This window comes from Pseudomonas sp. SJZ074 (genome assembly GCF_007828215.1).
Lineage (GTDB): Bacteria > Pseudomonadota > Gammaproteobacteria > Pseudomonadales > Pseudomonadaceae > Aquipseudomonas.
In genome coordinates this window covers 412,741-433,591 of sequence record NZ_VIUE01000002.1, presented here as the reverse complement: position 1 = coordinate 433,591, position 20,851 = coordinate 412,741, and the positions used below count along the sequence as shown (strand labels likewise).

Genomic DNA, 20,851 nt, shown 5'->3' with positions numbered 1-20,851 from the left:
AAAGCAAGGCTGTATCAAGGAGTTACCTCGCAAGAGAAGCATCACAGGAAGTGTTTCGGTTTCGGTTGGGCAGATGCATATTCAGGTCGAGTTGGCCCCTGTTCTTTGAGGTTAGGCGGTTTTTTTTGAAATAAGTGTGAAAAACAGCTGGGTAAAAAAAACTTCACTTATAGGCGTTTTTTACGTTAGAGCCTGTTTCTTACATGGGTAGTAGCAAAATGCTTACGAGGCATTTTCTATTTGTATTACATGTTCTTCTACTGGGTGGATGCTGTTTGAACCTATCAACAGGCTCGCGCAGCTGATCGCTTTCTACGTTCGGCATTCGAGCGTCCAGCGAGTCATGTTTCGATCACAAAACCGTCATTTAAGTTTGATAAAAGTTCTGCAAGTGCCGAGAAGTCGGGCCATCCAGCAGAGTGACGTATACAAGTGACTGTTTTGAGTAGCGGGTATGTCAGTTTCAAGGCGATCTCCTGTCTCCCGGTTGGACAGGAATCCGACGCATGAAAATTCTGGTCACCGGCGCCGCCGGTTTCATCGGCTTTCATACCGTCAAGCGCTTATGCGCCGATGGTCACCAGGTCATTGGTGTCGATAACCTCAACAGCTATTACAGCGTCGAGTTGAAACGGGACCGGCTTGCGCAACTGGACGCCTGTTCCAACTTTCAGTTCCGTTGGCTCGATGTGGCTGACAAGCAAGCGTTGCAGGATCTGTTTGCCGAACAGTGTTTCGAACAGGTCATCCACCTGGCTGCCCAGGCCGGCGTGCGTTACTCCATCGACAATCCGGACACCTACGCGCAAAGCAATCTGGTGGGCTTCCTCAACATCCTCGAAGCCTGTCGTGCCCATGGGCCGGCGCATCTGATCTATGCCTCGAGCAGTTCGGTGTATGGCTTGAGCGATCACCTGCCGTATGCCACCACCGACCCGGTCGATCGACCCATGTCGTTCTACGCCGCGACCAAGCGTGCCAATGAGTTGATGGCTCATTCCTACTCCCATCTCTACGGCATCCCCACGACCGGCCTGCGCTTTTTTACCGTGTATGGGCCTTGGGGCCGACCCGACATGGCGCTGTTCAAGTTCACGGATGCCATCCTCAACGGCCGCGCCATCGATGTGTACAACGATGGCGCGATGTCTCGGGATTTCACCTACATCGACGACATTGTCGAAGGCCTCGTGCGATTACTGCCGCGGCCGCCTACCGATGAAAGCGGTGCACCGAACAAGGTCTACAACATTGGACGCGGTTCGCCGGTGAAACTCCTGCAGTTTGTCGAATGCATCGAAGAGGCGACGGGTATCCGCGCCATCAAGAATTTCTTGCCGTTGCAATCAGGCGATGTGGTCGACACGTGGGCGGACACCCGTGACCTGGAAGAGCGGGTGGATTTTCGTCCGCAGGTTCCGGTGTCCAACGGTGTGCGGTCGTTTGTCGATTGGTACCGCGACTATTACCGCGTTTAACCGCGCATTTCGAATAGGTAAGTCATGCACGAAACCCCTTATGTATCCGTCTTGATCCCGGCGAAGAACGAAGCAGGCAATCTCATTCCGTTATTGGAGGAGGTGCGTAGGGCGCTGGTCAACGAGGCCTTCGAAGTCATCGTGGTGGACGATGGCAGCACCGACGCCACTGCGGCCGAGCTGCGCTCGCTACAAGGCCAGGGCTACCCTCAACTACGGGTGCTCAGCCATGCCCGTTCCCTGGGGCAGAGCACCTCCATCCACCACGCCGCCGTGGTGGCCCGCGGGCACTGGTTGGCGACCCTGGATGGTGATGGTCAGAACGATCCGGCCGACTTGCCGAAGATGCTCGACCTGGTGCGCGGTTCGGAGGGCAAGCCCGCGGGCGTCAAGCTGGTGGCGGGGCACCGGGTGAACCGTCGCGACACGGCGAGCAAGCGCTGGGCCTCGCGGTTTGCCAACAAGCTGCGCGCCAGCCTGCTGAAAGACCAGACCCCGGATACCGGCTGCGGCATCAAACTGATCGAGCGCGACGCCTTTCTGCGCCTGCCGTACTTCGATCACATGCACCGGTTCATTCCTGCCCTGATCCGTCGTCATAACGGCCGGATGCTGGTCCAGCCGGTCAACCACCGTGAACGCGGGGCAGGAGTGTCCAATTATGGAAACCTGGACCGGGCCCTGGTGGGCATCGTCGATCTGTTGGGGGTGTGGTGGTTGATAAAACGCACCCGCCTGGACGTCAACGCGCAAGAAAGCGAGGCCTGACATGGGCAGGGAATCGATGTGGCTGGCCGTGGGGTTCATGGGCCAGTTGGTCTTTACCGGGCGCTTTGCCTTGCAGTGGCTCTACAGCGAGTACAAGAAGCGCAGCGTGATTCCGGTCGGATTCTGGTACCTGAGCATCGCCGGCAGTGCCTTGCTTCTGGCATACGCCATTTATCGCCAAGACCCGGTGTTCATTCTCGGCCAGTCCTTCGGCTTCATTGTGTACCTGCGCAATCTGCAATTGATCGCCAGGCAGCATGAACACAAAGGCCTCGAGCTGGACAAAAGGGGCTGAAGCGGTGCGGATACGATTAGCTTCCCCACGGTTGGAAGGGCTGGGCTTTGCGTTATTGGCGTTGGTCATGGTGGGCGCCGGACTCGGCTGGCGGCAACCGCTGAATGTCGATGAAGAACGTTTCCTCGGCGTAGCCCTGGAAATGCTGCAGAACGGCTCGTGGTTCATTCCCCATCGGGCCGGGGAAATCTATGCGGACAAGCCGCCCCTGTTCATGTGGGCGGTGGCGCTGTTCGTGCAACTGACCCACTTGCCAAAAGTTGCCTTGTACTTGCCCGCGCTGCTGGCCGGCAGCGTGACCACTGCCTGCCTGTATGACCTGGGCCGGCGGCTGTGGGGACGGCGCATCGGCGTGATCGCCGCGCTGTTGTTCCTGGCGACCTACCAGACCTACAGCATCCTGCGCACCGGACAGATCGATGGCTTTCTCGCGCTCTGGACCATCCTGGGACTTTATGGCCTGTGCCGGCACCTGCTGCTCGGTCCGGACTGGCGCTGGTACTACATGGCCTGCGCGGCGATGGGGTTCGGCATCATCAGCAAAGGGGTTGGCTTTCTGCCGGTGTTGATGCTGATTCCCTATGCCTATGCGGTGCGCAAAGGCTGGAAGGGCGTGGCGCCGATGCCTGGGAAAACCGCTCACTGGTGGCTGGGGTTGCCGGTGGCGCTGGCTGCCATTGCGGTGTGGCTGGGCCCGTTGTTGCTGATCGTGGCGCAAGGCAGTACCGACAGCGTGGCCTACGCCCAGGAAATCCTGTTCAAGCAAACGGCGGGTCGCTATGCCAACGCGTGGGAGCATCGTGAACCCTTCTGGTATTTCTTCGTCGAGGTGATCCCGAAGTACTGGTTGCCGATTTTCTTCATGCTGCCCTGGCTGGTGCCGGCCTGGCGCCGACAATTGCTCAAGCACGATGGGCGGGTGCTGGTATTGCTCGGCTGGGTCGTGCTGGTGCTGCTGTTCTTCAGCCTGAGCAGCGGCAAGCGCAAGCTGTATATTTTTCCGGCATTGCCAGGGCTGATTCTGCTGGTGGCGCCGCTGGTTCCGTGGATGTTGCGCTGCTGGTTCAGCCGACGTCCGCGGGGCAGGAAGGTCTTCCTTGTCCTGACCGTGGTGTGGCTGTGCGCCTGGTTTGTCCGTGGCTTCGTCGAACCCCATAAGGAGGGCGTCAATCCTCACGAAACCCTCATGGCTGACGTCGCGCGACTGAGCAACAACGCCGAGTTGGTACTGGTGGGGTGGCGTGAAGGGCACTGGTTGTTCGCCCGACAACCCATCGTGCATTTTGGCTTCTATAGCCATCAGTCCCTGGAACAGTCCGCGTTGTGGCTGCGCAGCCACCCGCAGGCCTACGCGTTGGTGCCGGCGCGGGAGCTGGCGCGCTGCTACGACCCGCAAAAGGCTCGCAGCGTCGGCGAGACTTCCAGGGCCGAGTGGTTCCTGGTGGGGGCCGATGCGGATAACCAGCAATGTCAGCCTCCGGCGCCGGGGAAGGTGTATTCGTTTGCCTGGAAACAGCCTTTGTAGCGGGAGCTGGCCGCAAATCGCTGTGGGAGCGGGCTTGCTCGCGAAAGCGGTGGGGCAGTTTGCAAATATGCTGACTGGTCCGACGCTTTCGCGAGCAAGCCCGCTCCCACAATGTGCATTGCATAGTCCAGTTTCTGCATCAAACCATGGCCAAACCAGTCAGCCAACTTGATAGCTTTGACCATTGTCGCCCAAGCCCTTCGGCGCGAGTATTCCTCTGTTCACGGTTCCCCAACCAATAAAAAGTACAGAGGGATTCTAGTCATGCGCGATTACTCGTCCGCCACGTCGCAGTTCGATTATTTGAACACCGTCAACGCCGCGCTGCACGGTTCGCTCCAGGCGCTGAACGCCTGTGTCGAGTGTTGCGACCGGCATGCGTTGCCGGGACGTATCGCCTTGTTCTGGGAAGGCCGTGACGGCAGTGACGCGACCTGGACCTACCGTGACCTGCAGGATAACGCCGCACGCTTTGCCAATTTCCTGCTGGCCCAGGGCGTGACCAAGGGCGACAAGGTCGCCGGCCTGTTGCCTCGCACCGCGGAGCTGCTGATCGTGGTGCTTGCCACCTGGCGCATCGGCGCCGTGTATCAGCCATTGTTCACCGCGTTCGGACCCAAGGCCATCGAGCACCGTCTCGGCAGCTCTGGCGCGCGCATCGTCGTCACCGACAGCGTCAACCGGCCCAAACTCAACGAAGTGAGCGGTTGCCCCACGGTGGTCACCATCGGCGGCGAACAAGGCCGGGGAATCGTGCGGGGCGACTACAGTTTCTGGGCTGAAGTGGCAAACCACTCCAACCAGTGCGAGCCGGTGATGCTCACCGGCGAAGACCCATTCCTGCTGATGTTCACGTCCGGCACCACCGGGCCGGCCAAGGCGTTGGCCGTACCGCTCAAGGCCATCGTCGCGTTCCAGAGCTATACCCGCGACGCCGTGGATCTGCGTGCCGAAGATGCCTTCTGGAACCTCGCCGATCCAGGCTGGGCCTACGGAATCTACTTCGGCGTGACCGGCCCCTTGGCGATGGGCCATCCCATCACGTTCTACGATGGGCCCTTCACCCTGGAAAGCACCTGCCGGGTCATCAACAAATACGGCATCACCAACCTCACAGGCTCGCCCACCGCCTATCGCCTGCTGATTGCCGGAGGCGAGCAGTTCGCCCGTTCGATCAAGGGCCGGCTGCGCATCGTCAGCAGTGCCGGCGAGCCGCTGAACCCGGAAGTGATCCGCTGGTTCGCCGATAACCTGGGCGTGGTGATCCACGACCATTACGGCCAGACCGAACTGGGCATGGTGCTGTGCAACCACCACGGGCTTGAGCATCCGGTGCACCTCGGGGCGGCCGGCTTTGCCTCGCCGGGTCATCGGATCGTGGTACTGGATGAGAACCACCAGGAACTGGGTGTCGGCCAGCCAGGCATTCTCGCCGTAGACCGCAGCCAGTCGCCGATGTGCTGGTTCGCCGGTTACGCAGGAGGGCCGACCAAGGCGTTCGTTGGCAATTATTACCTGAGCGGTGACACCGTCGAACTGAACCCGGACGGCAGTATCAGCTTCGTCGGTCGCAGTGACGACGTGATCACCACGTCGGGCTATCGCGTCGGTCCTTTCGACGTGGAAAGCGCCTTGATCGAACACCCGGCCGTGGTGGAAGCCGCCGTGGTCGGCAAACCCGACCCGGAGCGTACCGAGTTGGTGAAGGCTTTCGTCGTGCTCAGTGCCCAGTACCGTGCCGCGCCGGAGCTGGCCGAAGAACTGCGCCAACACGTGCGCAAGTGCCTGGCCGCCCATGCGTATCCCCGTGAAATCGAATTTGTCAGCGATTTGCCGAAAACCCCGAGCGGCAAATTGCAGCGCTTTATCTTGCGCAACCAGGAAATCGCCAAAGTTCAAGAGACTGCGGCAGCTAACGTTTCAGCTTGAATCCAAGGAAACCATGATGCAGATCGACAACAAAATATTCCTCGTCAGCGGCGGCGCGTCCGGCCTCGGTGCGGCCACCGGCGAGCTGTTGGTCAAGGCCGGCGCCCAGGTGATGCTGGTGGACCTCAATGCTGAAGCCGTGGCCGCCCAGGCGCAGAAGCTCGGCTGCCGGAGCGTGGTGGCGGACATCAGCAACGAGGCGGCGGCCGAAGCGGCGGTCAAGGCCACCGTCGAGGCATTCGGCGGCCTGAATGGCCTGGTGAACTGCGCAGGGATCGTGCGTGGCGAGAAGATCCTCGGCAAGAACGGCCCCCATGCACTGGCCAGCTTCAGCCAGGTGATCAACGTCAACCTGATCGGCAGCTTCAATCTGCTGCGTCTGGCCGCCGCGGCCATTGCCGAAACCGAGGCCAACGCCGACGGTGAGCGCGGGGTGATCATCAACACCGCATCGGTGGCGGCGTTCGATGGCCAGATCGGCCAGGCAGCCTATTCTGCTTCCAAGGGGGCCATCGCTAGCCTGACCCTGCCGGCCGCCCGGGAACTGGCCCGCTATGGCATCCGGGTGATGACCATTGCCCCCGGCATTTTCGAAACCCCGATGATGGCCGGCATGACGCCTGAAGTACGCGAATCCCTGGCCGCTGGTGTGCCATTCCCGCCGCGGCTGGGCAAACCCGATGAGTACGCGGCGCTGGTCCGGCATATCATTGAAAACAGCATGCTCAACGGCGAGGTGATCCGTCTCGACGGTGCCTTGCGCATGGCCGCCAAATGAAGGAGGACTTATCCATGTCCCACGATCCGATTGTCATCGTCAGTGCTGTTCGTACCCCCATGGGTGGTTTCCAGGGCGAACTCAAGAGCCTTACCGCCCCGCAACTGGGCGCCGCCGCCATCAAGGCAGCGGTAGAGCGTGCGGGCATCGGCGCTGATTCAGTTGAAGAGGTATTGTTCGGTTGCGTGCTCGCGGCCGGGCAGGGCCAGGCCCCGGCACGTCAGGCTGCACTGGGCGCCGGGCTGGATAAGTCGACCCGTTGCACCACCCTGAATAAGATGTGCGGCTCGGGCATGGAAGCGGCGATCCTCGCCCATGACATGCTCGTCGCTGGCAGCGCCGAGGTGGTGGTAGCGGGTGGCATGGAAAGCATGTCCAACGCGCCGTACCTGCTCGATCGTGCCCGCAGTGGCTTGCGCATGGGCCATGGCAAGGTACTTGACCATATGTTCCTCGACGGTCTGGAGGACGCCTACGACAAGGGCCGCCTGATGGGCACTTTCGCCGAGGACTGCGCCGAGGCCAACGGCTTCAGCCGCGAAGCCCAGGATGCCTTCGCCATTGCTTCCACCACCCGCGCCCAGCAGGCGATCAAGGACGGCAGTTTCGACGCCGAGATCGTGCCGCTGCAGGTCATGGTGGGCAAGGAACAAGTGACCGTGCGCTATGACGAACAGCCGCCCAAGGCGCGCATCGACAAGATCGCCTCCCTCAAACCGGCGTTCCGGGAGGGCGGCACGGTCACGGCGGCCAACTCCAGTTCGATTTCCGATGGCGCCGCTGCGCTGGTGCTGATGCGCCAGAGCCAGGCCGTCGAGCGGGGTTTGAAACCCCTGGCGGTGATCCACGGTCACGCGGCGTTTGCCGACACGCCGAGCCTGTTTCCCACCGCGCCGGTCGGCGCCGTGAAAAAACTCATGCAAAAGACCGGCTGGTCGCTGGCTGAGGTCGATTTGTTCGAGGTCAACGAAGCCTTCGCCGTAGTGGGCCTGGTGACGATGGGTAAACTGGAAATCCCCCACGACAAGGTCAACATCCACGGCGGCGCCTGTGCGTTGGGCCACCCGATTGGTGCGTCCGGGGCGCGGATCCTGGTGACGCTGCTCTCAGCCCTGCGCCAGAAAGGCCTCAAGCGCGGCGTCGCAGCGATTTGCATCGGCGGCGGCGAAGCCACGGCCATGGCCGTCGAATGTCTGTACTAAGGAATCACCATGCTCCCGACTGAAGAACAGACCCAAATCAGCGACGTGGCCCGGCAGTTCGCCCAGGAACGCCTGAAACCGTTCGCCGCCGAGTGGGACCGCGAGCACCGCTTTCCCAGGGAAGCCATCGGCGAAATGGCCGAGCTGGGTTTCTTCGGCATGCTCGTGCCGGAGCAATGGGGCGGTTGCGATACCGGCTACCTGACCTACGCCATGGCCCTGGAGGAAATCGCCGCCGGCGACGGGGCGTGCTCGACCATCATGAGCGTGCACAATTCGGTGGGTTGCGTGCCGATCCTTAAGTTCGGCAGCGATGAGCAGAAGGCCCGGTTCCTCACGCCCTTGGCCAGCGGCGCGATGCTCGGCGCCTTTGCCCTCACCGAGCCTCAGGCCGGCTCGGACGCCAGCAGCCTCAAGACCCGGGCGCGACTGGACGGCGATCATTACGTGCTCAACGGTAGCAAGCAGTTCATCACCTCCGGGCAGAACGCCGGGGTGGTGATCGTGTTCGCGGTGACCGATCCGAGTGCGGGCAAGCGGGGTATCAGCGCGTTCATCGTGCCCACCGACTCACCGGGCTACAGCGTGGCGCGGGTCGAGGACAAACTCGGCCAGCATGCTTCCGATACCTGCCAGATCCTGTTCGAAGATGTGAAGGTGCCGGTTGCCAATCGGCTGGGGGAGGAGGGTGAAGGCTACAGGATCGCTCTGGCGAACCTGGAAGGCGGGCGGGTCGGCATCGCGGCGCAATCGGTGGGCATGGCGCGCGCGGCATTCGAGGCGGCCCGGGACTATGCCCGCGAGCGCCAGAGCTTCGGCAAACCGATTATCGAGCACCAAGCCGTGGCGTTCCGCCTGGCAGACATGGCGACCCAGATCGCCGTGGCGCGGCAGATGGTGCATTACGCTGCCGCGCTGCGGGATAACGGTCAGCCTGCTTTGGTAGAGGCTTCCATGGCCAAGCTGTTCGCCTCGGAAATGGCCGAAAAAGTCTGCTCCATGGCGTTGCAAACCCTGGGCGGATACGGTTATCTCAACGACTTCCCGCTGGAACGCATCTACCGCGACGTGCGGGTCTGCCAGATCTACGAAGGCACCAGCGACATTCAGCGCATGGTCATTTCGCGCAATCTTTGAACAGGAGTCCTGCATGAGTTACGAAACGATTTTGTTGGAAATCAAGGACCGCGTCGGCCTGATCACCCTCAACCGTCCCCAGGCGCTGAACGCCTTGAACGCGCAGATCGTCAGCGAGTTGAATCACGCGCTGGACAGCCTTGAGGCGGACCCGAAGATCGGCTGCATCGTGCTGACCGGCTCGAAGAAAGCCTTCGCCGCCGGGGCCGACATCAAGGAAATGGCCGAGCTGACCTATCCGCAGATCTACCTCGACGACCTGTTCAGCGACAGCGACCGCGTGGCCAACCGCCGCAAGCCGATCATCGCGGCGGTGAACGGCTTCGCTCTGGGTGGCGGCTGTGAACTGGCTTTGATGTGCGACTTCATCCTGGCCGGCGACAGCGCCAGGTTCGGCCAGCCGGAAGTCAACCTCGGCGTCCTGCCGGGCATGGGCGGCACCCAGCGCCTGACCCGTGCGGTGGGCAAGGCCAAGGCCATGGAAATGTGCCTGACCGGGCGTTTTATCGACGCGGTGGAGGCGGAGCGTTGCGGCATCGTGGCGCGGATCGTACCGGCCGACGAGTTGCTGGAAGACGCCCTGAAAACCGCTGCACTGATCGCGTCCAAGTCGGTGCCGATCAGCATGATGGTCAAGGAAAGCGTCAACCGTGCGTTTGAAGTGAGCCTGTCCGAAGGCGTGCGTTTCGAGCGCCGCGTGTTCCACGCAGCATTCGCGACCCAGGATCAGAAGGAAGGCATGGCGGCCTTCGTGGCCAAGCGGACGCCGGAGTTCCAGGACAAGTAAGCGGCGCCCTGGCGGACGCCATCGCGAGCAGGCTCGCTCCCACACTGGATCTTCGGTGCACGCAGCCTTTGCATACGCCACAGCCCCCTGTGGGAGAGCGGGCTTGCTCGCGAAGACGTCGGCACAGTCAACATCCCTATGGCAGACACACCGCTTTCGCGAGCAAGCCCGCTCCCACACTGGATCTTCGGCGCACGCAGCCTTTGCATACGCCACAGACCCCAGTGGGAGCGGGCTTGCTCGCGAAGACGTCGGCACAGTCAACATCCCTATGGCAGACACACCGCTTTCGCGAGCAGGCTCGCTCCCACACTGGATCTTCGGCGCACGCAGCCTTTGCATACGCCACAGACCCCAGTGGGAGCGGGCTTGCTCGCGAAGACGTCGGCACAATTCAACATCCCTATGGCAGACGCACCGCTTTCGCGAGCAAGCCCGCTCCCACACTGGATTTGCGGTGCACGCAGCCTTTGCATACGCCACAGCCCCCTGTGGGAGCGAGCCTGCTCGCGATGGCGGCCTATCGGCTTGCAGGCATCTTGCCTTGAACAGCCTGTTTCACTCAGAAGATGAACTTGAGTAACGCGATGACCACGATCAGGCCGATCAGGAAAATAATGCCAACGGTACTGCCAAGAAATTTCAACATGGTAGAGCTCTCATCGAATGGGCTTAATGGTCTAGACCCCTGGCGCAGTCGCTCGTTTCGATTATTTTGCGAAGACACACAGCAATTCGAATCGGCGGTTTGACGACCCGAAGCATACGCGGCATGCTTGCTCGATTATGAGCATTGGTGCTCGTTTATGCAGGTTATGAACCTATGAACTCACCTAACGATGTATTTCCCGGCGAACGCCAGCAGTTGATCAGCGAACGCCTTGCTCGATATGGCCGTGTGATTGCGGCCGATCTGGCCAGTGAACTGAATGTCTCCGAGCACTCGATCCGACGCGACCTGGGTGCGTTGGCGGCGGCCGGGCTATGCAAACGCGTCTACGGTGGCGCCATCCTCCTGCCCGCGGCTGAGCGACCGATAGACGTTCGCGTCAGGCAGGATGCCGGGCGCAAGACCAACCTCGGCCAGACCGCCGCCGCGTTGCTAAGCAGCGGGCAGCACATCTTTATCGATGCCGGATCCACCAACCTGGCCATTGCCTGCGCCATTGACCCCCAGCTCCAATTCACCGTCACGACCAACTCGCCGCTGATTGCGGTGCAACTGATGAAGTTGCCTCGCGCCGAGGTCATCGTGCTGGGCGGGCGCTTGAACCCTGTTGCAGGCGGCGCAATCGGGCTGGCCGCGGCACAGCAGCTCCGGCAGTTCAGTTTCGACCTGTGCTTTCTCGGCGCCTGCGCCATCGACCCGGACAACGGCATTACCGCCTTCGGCCTGGACGACGCCGAGTTCAAGCGCGCGGTTGTCGCGGCGAGTGGCCAGGTGGTCGTGGCGGTGACCAACGAAAAACTCTCCAGCGTTGCGCACTATCAGGTGGCCGCATGTGCTGAAGTTTCTGCCCTGGTGGTTGAGCACGATGCGCCGCGCGAGCGCCTGGAGCCGTTCTTCAGCCGGATTTCCAATGTCGTGACGGCGTCTCGTTAAGTCGCTCGCTGCCGGGCTTGCCGGTCATCCCGGAGTATGAGGTGGTGTTCATGCGTTCGCCCGATGGCGAGACCGATGAGGCGGTGGCCCTGTTGGGCAAGGCCATGGGGCAGCTATTTAGGCTCTAGTGATGATGGCTCAGGTGCGGAAGTGCCCCACCCGTTGCTGCTGATGGTTCGCCATTTCATAGAGCTGAAGGCTGGCTTGCGAAGCGTCCTGCATCCGGCTGGTCAACGTTTCGCTGATCGTGCGGATGTCGCTGACGCGATGGCTGATGTCTTCGACCACTGAGCTTTGTTCCAGGGCCGCGCTAGCGATTTGCAGGTTCATTTGCTCGATCACTTCCACGGCGTCGCTGATGTGCTGTAACGCGACATGGGTCTGTTCCACTTGAGCCACGCTACCCCTGGCCAGCTCACGGCTGAGTTGGGTGTTGTGCACGACCTGTTGACTTAGCTGTTGCAGCGCCTCGATTACCCTGCGGATGTGTTCCACCGAATTCTGGGTGTTGCTGGCCAGGTGTCGGACTTCGTCTGCCACCACCGCGAAGCCGCGCCCCTGTTCGCCGGCCCTGGCCGCTTCAATCGCAGCGTTGAGGGCCAGCAGGTTGGTTTGCTGGGCGATGGCGCAGATCACGTCCAGCACCTGGGTGATCTGCTGGCTGTTGTCGGCCAGGGTCTGCACTTGGCCGAGGGTGGTTTCGAGGCTTTGATCAAGGGTTCCGATACTGCTGACCGCGGTGGCGAACAGGGCGCGTCCGGAGCGGCTGGCACTTTCGGCGCGAGTGGCCGCATCCGCCGCCTGATGGGAATGCCGGGCGACTTCCTGGGCGCTGGCGCTCATCTCATGCAGGGCGGTAGCAGCCAGTTCGACATCCCGGTATTGCCTGGACATGCCCGTGCTCACTTCCTGGGCCACCTGGGAGGAGGTATCGGCGGTGTTACGGGTGTCCTGGGATGCCTGCTGGATATCGCGAATGATAGGTTGCAGTTTGGCCAGGAAGCGGTTGAACCCATTGGCCAGCTGGCCCAGCTCGTCGCTGCGGTCGTCGGGCAGGCGCCGGGTGAGGTCGCCATCGCCTTCGACAATGGCGTTGAGCATCTCGGCGACGCTCAGCAGCGGCCGGGTCACGCCGTAGGCGGTCAGCCAGATGAGTGACAAGCCCAGGCCGCCGGCCAGCAGGCCCAAGCCGAGATTGACCCAGTTGGCGTATTGTTGCCTTTCATCCAACTGCGCCTGCATCTGCAACGCCGGCGCCTGCACCAGCGCCTCGGGAACGCGTATCTGCAACTGCCAGGGGGCGCCGTTCGCGACGGTCTGCACGCTCTGGCGCACGTCGACGGAGGTGTCCGACACGCTGCCGCTGTGGCCGGCTAGTTGGCCCGATGGGGACAGGATGCTGATCTCGCTATGGCCTGGATACAAGTCATCGGCCAAGGTGGCGGCGAGTTTCTGCAGGGTGTCGAGGCTGATGTCCATGCCCACGACGCCGATGGCTTGTCCCTTGTCCATCAGCGGCACCGAGATACTGCTCATGAGGGTTTTCCGGCCCTCGACTTCGACCTCGTAGGGTTCCGTCACGCAGGTGCGCCGCTCGGTCTGTGGGCAGAAGTACCAGGCGTTCCCCGGCTCGCTGCCCGGCGGGGCATTGTTGGCCACGATCTGGGCTTCGCTGAGCACTTCCTGGACCAGTTGTCCCGGCTGGCTTTGCGACCAATACAAGGCAAAGCGACCTTTTTCGTTCCCGGCCAGGTCTCGCTGGCCGGAGAAACCGGCATCGTCCCCGGCCAGCGCGCCAGGCAACAACACGACGTACAGCCCGAGGATCTTTTCCCGCTTGAGCAGGGCCTGGCGGGTGGCGCCGATCAACGCCTGGCGCAGTTGTGTGGCGGTCAATCGTCCGTCCAGGGCCTGGGTACGCAACTGAAGAACCTCTTGGCTGAATCCTTCCCCGTACAACGCTGTTTCGTTGAAGAAACGCTCAACCCGCTGGCCGTGGGCGAGGGCCTGGGCCTCCAGGCGTTCCAGGGCTGACTGGCCCAGCAACAGACTGCTCTGGTGCTTCAACAATTGGGCACTTTGCTGATTCTGGTAAAGGGAAGCGCCGGTCAATGCGCCGACGACGGCCAGGAGGGACAGCCCACTCAAGAGCGTGATCCGCCACTGAATACTGAGACGCGCGAAGAACATGCCGGGACTTCCTGCTGGAGGCTTCAGATCGCACGCAGCCAAGGCCTGGGTTGGCGTTGGAAGGGCGCGTCCCGCCTGATTGTTATTGTGGGGTACCCGGACCTGGTTCAAGGGCGGGCGAGGTCATCTTGCCGGACGCGATGTCGGCGCCGTTAGCCCGAATCGGCAGCTACTGCCGAGCATCGGACATCGCGGCCGCTCCACTTTGGGGCGCAGCTCCCGATGCTGCCGATTTGGGATAGCGAACGGTTTTGGCGAGGGCATAGCATCGATCCGGCAACACACAACAAGCCTGTGCGCAGCGGTGAGTCTGGCGTGCCCGATCTGCAACAGCGGCCTCATACAATAAGGTTAAAAAAATGAGCGTATCTTTTCCGATCAGCAGCTCCACGGAGTTGAAGCGAGGCGCCCTGGGCGTCGGCTTCATCATTTTCTTTGTGGTATCGGCGGCGAGCCCACTGAGTGTCATCGCCGGAGGCTTCCCCATCGGCATCATGCTGGGTAACGGTGCCGGTACGCCGGCCTTGTTGATCCTGGCCCTGCTGGTGTTGCTGGCGTTCTCGGCGGGATACACCGCCATGTCCCGGCACATGACCAACGCGGGCGGCTTCTACGCCTTTACTTCCCGTGGCCTGGGCGGCCTGGCCGGCGGCGCGGCGGGGGTGTTGGCAATGTTCGCCTATAACATCCTTCAGGTCGGCCTGTACGGGATGTTCGGCGGGGTCGTCAGCGGCACGATGGCCAGTGTCTTCAACCTCGACTTGCCCTGGTGGTGCTATTCGCTGCTGGCCATGGCGAGCGTGGCGATTCTCGGCTATCGCAAGATTGACCTTTCTGCGCGGGTGCTCTCGGTGGTGGTCATCGCCGAATACCTGGCCATCCTGATCCTGGATTTCGCCATTCTCAAGACCGGCGGTGACAGCGGCATCCATCTCGATTCGTTCGACCGCAGCCATGTGTTCAGCGGTACGCCGTCCATCGGTCTGTTGTTCTGTTTCGCCGCCTTTATCGGCTTCGAAGCCACCACCATCTACGGCGAAGAAGCCCGCGATCCGCACCGCACCATTCCCATCGCCACCTACAGCTCGGTACTGTTGATCGGCGGGTTCTATGCCTTGTCGGTGTGGGCCATGGTGGTGGGCGTGGGGGCGGACAAGATCGTGCCGACGTTGCAGGCATTACAGGACCCGACCACGTTCATCTATGGCCTGTCCGATCACTTTGTCGGTCCGCACCTGACCCAGGTCATCCGCATCCTGTTCATGGTCAGCATTTACGCCGGGCTGCTGGCGTTCCACAACGCCGCAGCCCGCTATTTTTACGCTATCGGCCGTGACGGCCTGCTGCATCGCCAATTGGGCACGACCCACCGCGTCCACCAGAGCCCGCACATGGGCTCGGCGCTGCAAAGCCTGATTGCCGCCGTGGTGGTGCTGATCTTCGCCGCGCTGGATGCCGACCCGATCCTGCAGCTGTTCGCCTGGTTCTCCAACCTGGCGACCCTGTGCGTGATTCTGCTGATGGCGCTGACCTCGGCGGCGGTGGTGGTCTACTTCCGGCGCCACCCGGAACTGAAGCTCGGCGTCTGGCGCGGGCGGATCCTACCGGTGTTTTCCTGCCTGGCGTTGCTGGTGGTCCTGGCACTCGCGGTGATTCATTTCGATGTGCTCACCGGGGCCAGCACGCTGCTGTCCTACACCCTCTGCGCCATCATCCCCGTCGCGCTGATCGTCGGTGTATGCCTGGCGGCCCGGCTGCGCAGGGTTTCCCCCGAACGGTTCATGGCGCTGGGCAGCCACAAGCTCTAGGCCTCACGCGGCACTGTTCAAATTCTCACGAAAAATACCGGTCCGCGTGGTCCGGGCCGGCCCGTCCGCGCGCGAAAGAGAGGTACTGATGCACGATTATCAAATGCTCATCAACGGGGTTGCGGTCAGCGGTGAACAGGGTGGCTTCGATGTCATCAACCCGGCCACCGGCCGCGCCTTCGCCCGCTGCCCCGCCGGCTCCCTGGCCCAGTTGGACCTGGCGGTCGACGCAGCACAGGCGGCTTTCAGCGAGTGGCGCCACAGCACCCACGAAGATCGGCGGGAGCGCTTGCTGGGCATCGCTGCGGACATCGAAGCGCAAGCCGAGGCGCTGGCCCGATTGATTGTCCAGGAGCAGGGCAAGCCGCTGGCTCTGGCGCTTTTCGAAGTCATGGGGGCGGTGGCCTGGACGCGGTACGCCGCCGAACAGCAGATCCCGGTGGAACGGGTGGAAGAAAGCCCGACCCAGCGTATCGAGCTGCACCGCAAGCCGTTGGGGGTGGTGGCGTCGATAACGCCTTGGAACTGGCCGTTCATGATCGCCATCTGGCACATCATGCCGGCGCTGCGGGCCGGCAATTGCGTGATCAGCAAACCGTCCAGCCTCACGCCGTTGAGCACTCTGAGCCTGGTGCACATCATCGCCCGCCATGTGCCCAAGGGTGTGATCAACGTCGTGACCGGAGAGCAGGGTTTCGGCAGCACGATCACCTCCCATGCCGGCATCCACAAGATCGTCTTCACCGGCTCGACCGCCACTGGCCAGAGCGTTATGCGCGGCGCCGCGAGCAACCTCAAGCGCCTGACGCTGGAGCTGGGGGGCAATGACGCCGCCATCGTGTTGCCCGGCACCCCGGTGGAAGCCGTGGCCGAAGACATTTTCCAGGCGGCCTTCCTGAACATGGGGCAGACCTGTGCCGCTCTAAAGCGCCTGTACATACACGAATCCCAGTACGAGGCCTTTGCCGACGCGCTGGTGCGGATCGCTGTGCGTCAGGTGGTGGGTGATGGCCTGGAACCCGGCGTCACCTTCGGGCCGGTGCAGAACCTCGAACAACTGGAACTGGTCGAGGTGCTGGTGGCCGACGCCCGTGCCCATGGCGGCCGGGTGTTGTGCGGCGGCGCTCGGCTGGACCGGCCGGGGTTTTTCTATCCGCCGACCCTGGTGGCCGATGTCACGGACGGGCACCGCCTGGTCGACGAAGAACAGTTCGGTCCGGTGCTGCCGCTGATTGCCTATCAGGACGTCGAGGACGTGCTGCGCCGCGCCAATGCCAGCGACATGGGCCTGGGGGGCTCGGTGTGGGGCAGTGATCTCGCCCAGGCACAGGCCTTGGCCAGTCGCCTGGAAAGCGGCGTGGCCTGGGTCAACTGCCACGCGCAGATCCAGCCGAATACGCCTTTTGGCGGCAGCAAGATGTCCGGGTTCGGCGTCGAGTTCGGCCTTGAAGGGTTGCTGGAGTTCACCGGCCAGCAACTGCTGTTTGTACGCACCCGTGAAACTGAGTGAGGACTTGAATCATGTACGAGAAATACAAGGCAGCGCAGAAGAAATTCTGGCACCCGATGAGCTCCGCGGCACCGGCCCAGCGCTCGAAAACCCTGATCATCGCCAAGGGTGACGGCAATTACATCACCGATATCGACGGCCAGCGCATGCTCGATGGCGTCGGCGGTTTGTGGAATGTCAACGTGGGCCACAATCGGGCCTCGGTGAAAGCAGCCATTGCTGCGCAACTGGACGAACTGGCGTACTACCAGACCTTCGATGGCATCGCCCATCCACGGGTGTTCGACCTGGCTGAGCGGCTGATCTCGATGTTTGCCCAGGAGAACATGGCCCGGGTGCTGTTCAGCGCCGGTGGTTCGGATGCGGTGGAGACCGCATTGAAAATGGCCCGCCAGTACTGGATCGCCAGCGGCGAGCCTGGGCGCACCCGCTTCCTGTCATTGCGCAACGGCTACCACGGCGTGCACATGGGCGGCACCTCGGTGGGCGGTAACGGTGTCTATCACTACAACCACGGGCAATTGCTCGCGGGCTGCCATTTGCTCGACACGCCGTGGCTGTATCGCAACCCTTGGGATTGCCGCGATCCGGAAGAACTGACCGTCCACTGCATCCGTCAGTTGGAGGACCAGATCGCATTGTTGGGGGCGCAAACCATCGCGGCGCTGATCGCTGAACCGGTGCAGGGGGCGGGCGGTGTCATCGTGCCGCCGGCGAACTACTGGAAAAGATTGCGCGAGGTCTGCGATCGCCACGGCATCCTGTTGATCGCCGACGAAGTGGTGACGGGGTTCGGCCGCACGGGCTGCATGCTCGGCAGTCGTGGCTGGGGTGTCGCCCCAGACGTCCTGTGTCTGGCCAAGGGCATCACCGCCGGTTACATCCCGATGGGCGCCACGGTGTTCAACCAGCGCATCGCCGATGCCATCGAGAACGGCCCGGGGTTCAGCAGTGTGATCATGCACGGCTACACCTACAGCGGGCATCCCACCGCCTGTGCCGCGGCCCTGGCGGTGCTGGACATTGTCGAGGCCGAGGATCTGCCGGGCAATGCCGGGAAAATCGGTGCCCAGTTGCTGGAGCACTTACAGCCGCTGGCCGAACGCTACGCGGTGGTCGGCGAGGTGCGTGGCAAGGGCCTGATGATCGCCCTGGATCTGGTGACGGACAAGGCCACCCGCCAGCCCCTCGATCCGGCGACCGGCCTCGCCACGCGGATTGCCGATGAAGCGCGCCGTGGCGGCGTGCTGGTACGCCCGATCGGCAACAAGATCGTTCTGTCGCCGCCGCTGACCCTCACCTCCGAGGAGGCCGGCCTGATCGTCCAGGCCCTCGATAACGCTCTGGCCACCTGCCGCTGACCCTGCAAAACCGGCGCAGCCAGCTGCGCCGGCTTCACCAATAACCAAGACAGCCTTTGAAAGGCGCGCCACAAGGAGCTTCAGCCATGCGGTATCCATCGCGTATCGAGTTTTTCAGCAGCGGCCTCGCCTGCACGTTGGCGTTCTGCGCCATGGGCCCGGCCCAGGCCTATGAGTTGTACGCCGACGAAGACAGCCACCTCAACGCCGACGTGCTGGCGGTGTTCGGCCATTTCAACAGCCGCAAGGACTACGACGGCACGTCGGGCGGGTCGACCTGGCGGGAAGGTTTCATCAAGTATGGCGTGAGTGGCGACCAGGCCCTGGCCGGCCGTGGCACCGCCTACGGCGCATTCAGCCTGGTCAGCTCCGCGACCTGGGGCGACGGTGATGCGGCGGGGAACAGCCTGGGAACCGAGCGGACCACGAAAATCGAAGACGCTTACCTGGGCTGGCGTTCCGCCGATCTGTTCCCGCTGTTGGGCCAGGACGGCGTCGACATCTCCGGCGGACGCCAGGTGGTCAAGCTGGGCAGGGGCTTCCTGATCAATGACGACGGACCGAACCTGGGCAAGGGCCCCGCCGATGGCCGCTTGAACCGCGGTGGCGCCTATTACCTGGCGGCGCGACACGCATTCGACCAAACCGCCGTGGTGCGCCTGGGTGGGCAGGACGGTGTGCATGGCAGCATGGCGTGGCTCAAATCCGACAACCGCGCCCAGGCCGAAACCGAACTGGCCGCCGCTACTCTGGACTACACCGCCAAGGCCGGAACCCTGGGGCTGACCTGGGTGCATGGCATCGATGTAAGTGACCGCTGGGCCAGTGATTTCCAGAAGCAACGCAGAGGCATGAACGTCTACAGCATTCGTGGCGAGGGCGATGCTGGGATCGAGAATGCCAGCCTGGCATTTGAATACGCCTGGCAAGACAAGGACGCCGGTCCCGAGAAAGCCTGGTACGCCGAGGCCGGATACACCTTTGCCGATGTGGCCTGGGCACCGAAACTGACGTACCGCTACTCGCGCTACTCGCAGAAATGGGACTCGCTGTTCACTGGCCAGAGCACCGGTTACGGGACCTGGTTCCAGGGTGAGGTGGCCGGCAACTACGCCGGGCCATTCAACAGCAATACGGCCATCCATCACGTCGGTCTGAAGGCCACGCCATTGGAAAACCTGACCCTCGGCGCGTTGTTCTTCGATTTCAACACGGTACGCAAAAGCAATGCGTTGAACCTTGATGCCCGGGAGCTGGACTTCTATGCCGAGTGGGCCGTCAACCCGCATCTGATCATCACCCCGCTCGTAGGGCTCTACAAGCCGGATCGGGACTCGACCACCGGCGGCAATCAAGCCACCGGCAACGGCACCAATGTGTACAGCCAGGTGAGCGTGGCCGTTCCGTTCTGAGACGGAGACATCGGCTGCGGCCGTTGAGTGCGCCGCAGCGTTGCGGTCTAGTGCTGAAGGGGCGTGGGTGGTTCCTGCATTTTTTCGGCAATGCGCCGGGTGGTCTCCATCACCATTTCAACCACCGTTTCCTGGCGCAGCAGCTTGAAGCTCTGGGTGCTGCCGACCGCGGAAAGGCTGCCCACCACCTCGTCGATCCCGGGATTGAAGATCGGCGCCGCGATACCGGTCAGTCCCTGGTTGAGTTCGTCGTGGGTCAGGCAGTAACCGTCCTTGCGGATCTTTTTCGCCGCCTTGGAAAAGCTTGCCCAGTCGTAGGGATTGTCCGGGTCGTTGGCCATGTGCTCGTCGTACAGACGTTGCAGGCGCCGGCTCTTCTGGAAGGCGATCAGGACCTTGGACTGCGCACCGCGGAAAAACGGCAGCGGTTGCCCACGGCCGAATGCAAATTGGTAAGTGTCGGTGGGCTCGGCGATGTAGGTGTTGATGATGTGTCCGTCGTAGAAAACGCTGGCGAACACCGCCAGGCCGGTTTCTTCCGACAGCTCGTGCATCAGCTCGCGACCGGCCACGAGGATCGGGTCGTACTGGCGCATCATCCAGTCCAGCTCGATGATCCGCGGCCCCAGACCGTAGCTGCCGGCATCCACCCGGCTCAGCAGACCGGCGTCGCACAGGTCCTTGACGTAGCGGTACACGGTCGCCCGCGAGAGGCCCATGTGTTCGGCGATGGTGTCGGGGTCGATCTTCAACCGTTGCGGGCCGAACAGGTCCAGGACACTCAACATTTTACTCAGACTGCTCATTTGGCTCCTAAGGGGGGAAGGGCGCGTGGCTGGCCGTTCGGTGAGCACTATAGGTAGACGCGCCGGGGATGGAAAGCCTGCTCACCGGCTGACGGATGCGCTGCCACGTTACTCCAGGGCTTGAGAAATGCAAGCATATCTGTCAGTTCTTGTAGCTTATAAATTAACATAAATCTCAAAATATGAGCTTAGCGAAAATAAAATGCTTGTTATGTTGGTTTTTGTGTGTGATAAATCTCAGCTATTGCAAACGCTCGAACAA

Annotated in this window: 15 protein-coding genes and 2 pseudogenes; 14 read left to right on the top strand and 3 right to left on the bottom strand. The window is 62.2% G+C overall.

The window, feature by feature from the left end; genetic code table 11:
- Window positions 1-506: 506 nt before the first annotated feature.
- The 10 genes from FBX99_RS04310 (at window position 507) to FBX99_RS04265 (ending at window position 11,502) form a co-directional block, all read left to right on the top strand.
- A complete protein-coding gene (locus tag FBX99_RS04310) occupies window positions 507-1,478 on the top strand; it encodes an NAD-dependent epimerase (RefSeq protein ID WP_145130729.1) in 972 nt (323 codons plus the stop codon).
- Window positions 1,479-1,502: 24 nt separating this feature from the next.
- Window positions 1,503-2,246 (top strand): glycosyltransferase family 2 protein, encoded by a 744-nt coding sequence (locus tag FBX99_RS04305; RefSeq protein WP_145130727.1) that lies wholly within the window; start codon window positions 1,503-1,505, stop codon window positions 2,244-2,246.
- 1 nt (window position 2,247) lies between these two features.
- The gene (locus FBX99_RS04300; RefSeq protein ID WP_047703009.1) at window positions 2,248-2,541 is read left to right on the top strand and encodes a lipid-A-disaccharide synthase N-terminal domain-containing protein; all 294 of its coding nucleotides are present in this window, start codon (window positions 2,248-2,250) and stop codon (window positions 2,539-2,541) included.
- A gap of 67 nt (window positions 2,542-2,608) precedes the next feature.
- Window positions 2,609-4,066 carry a glycosyltransferase family 39 protein gene (locus FBX99_RS04295; RefSeq protein WP_256664118.1) on the top strand — a complete coding sequence of 486 codons (1,458 nt, stop codon included), beginning with the start codon at window positions 2,609-2,611 and terminating at the stop codon, window positions 4,064-4,066.
- A gap of 264 nt (window positions 4,067-4,330) precedes the next feature.
- Window positions 4,331-5,995 (top strand): AMP-binding protein, encoded by a 1,665-nt coding sequence (locus FBX99_RS04290; RefSeq protein WP_145130723.1) that lies wholly within the window; start codon window positions 4,331-4,333, stop codon window positions 5,993-5,995.
- 16 nt (window positions 5,996-6,011) lie between these two features.
- A complete protein-coding gene (locus FBX99_RS04285) occupies window positions 6,012-6,773 on the top strand; it encodes an SDR family NAD(P)-dependent oxidoreductase (protein ID WP_145130721.1) in 762 nt (253 codons plus the stop codon).
- 14 nt (window positions 6,774-6,787) lie between these two features.
- Complete coding sequence (locus FBX99_RS04280; RefSeq protein WP_145130719.1) at window positions 6,788-7,975, top strand: acetyl-CoA C-acyltransferase; 1,188 nt, start codon at window positions 6,788-6,790, stop codon at window positions 7,973-7,975.
- Between the two features lie 9 nt (window positions 7,976-7,984).
- Window positions 7,985-9,112, top strand: a complete 1,128-nt coding sequence (locus FBX99_RS04275; protein WP_145130717.1) for an acyl-CoA dehydrogenase — start codon at window positions 7,985-7,987, stop codon at window positions 9,110-9,112.
- A gap of 13 nt (window positions 9,113-9,125) precedes the next feature.
- Entirely contained in the window at window positions 9,126-9,899 is a 774-nt protein-coding gene (locus tag FBX99_RS04270) for an enoyl-CoA hydratase (RefSeq protein ID WP_144930423.1), read from the top strand.
- An 823-nt stretch (window positions 9,900-10,722) separates the two neighbouring features.
- Window positions 10,723-11,502 carry a DeoR/GlpR family DNA-binding transcription regulator gene (locus FBX99_RS04265; protein ID WP_144922596.1) on the top strand — a complete coding sequence of 260 codons (780 nt, stop codon included), beginning with the start codon at window positions 10,723-10,725 and terminating at the stop codon, window positions 11,500-11,502.
- Between the two features lie 138 nt (window positions 11,503-11,640).
- On the opposite strand, the pseudogene FBX99_RS29485 reads toward FBX99_RS04265, so the two are convergent.
- Window positions 11,641-12,156 (bottom strand): annotated as a pseudogene (locus FBX99_RS29485) (methyl-accepting chemotaxis protein); the annotation flags it as partial.
- 342 nt (window positions 12,157-12,498) lie between these two features.
- A pseudogene (locus FBX99_RS29480) lies at window positions 12,499-13,692 on the bottom strand (HAMP domain-containing protein); the annotation flags it as partial.
- 359 nt (window positions 13,693-14,051) lie between these two features.
- Here FBX99_RS29480 and FBX99_RS04255 point away from each other — a divergent pair.
- From FBX99_RS04255 to FBX99_RS04240, 4 genes are all read left to right on the top strand, one after another.
- Window positions 14,052-15,500 (top strand): APC family permease, encoded by a 1,449-nt coding sequence (locus FBX99_RS04255; RefSeq protein WP_144922590.1) that lies wholly within the window; start codon window positions 14,052-14,054, stop codon window positions 15,498-15,500.
- Window positions 15,501-15,588: 88 nt separating this feature from the next.
- Window positions 15,589-17,010, top strand: a complete 1,422-nt coding sequence (locus FBX99_RS04250) for an aldehyde dehydrogenase family protein (RefSeq protein ID WP_145130714.1) — start codon at window positions 15,589-15,591, stop codon at window positions 17,008-17,010.
- Between the two features lie 11 nt (window positions 17,011-17,021).
- Complete coding sequence (locus FBX99_RS04245) at window positions 17,022-18,371, top strand: aminotransferase class III-fold pyridoxal phosphate-dependent enzyme (protein WP_145130712.1); 1,350 nt, start codon at window positions 17,022-17,024, stop codon at window positions 18,369-18,371.
- Window positions 18,372-18,457: 86 nt separating this feature from the next.
- A complete protein-coding gene (locus tag FBX99_RS04240) occupies window positions 18,458-19,783 on the top strand; it encodes a hypothetical protein (RefSeq protein WP_144922581.1) in 1,326 nt (441 codons plus the stop codon).
- Window positions 19,784-19,830: 47 nt separating this feature from the next.
- Here the strand turns inward: FBX99_RS04240 and FBX99_RS04235 are convergent, their stop codons facing one another.
- Complete coding sequence (locus FBX99_RS04235) at window positions 19,831-20,589, bottom strand: IclR family transcriptional regulator (RefSeq protein WP_144922578.1); 759 nt, start codon at window positions 20,587-20,589, stop codon at window positions 19,831-19,833.
- Window positions 20,590-20,851 lie beyond the last annotated feature (262 nt).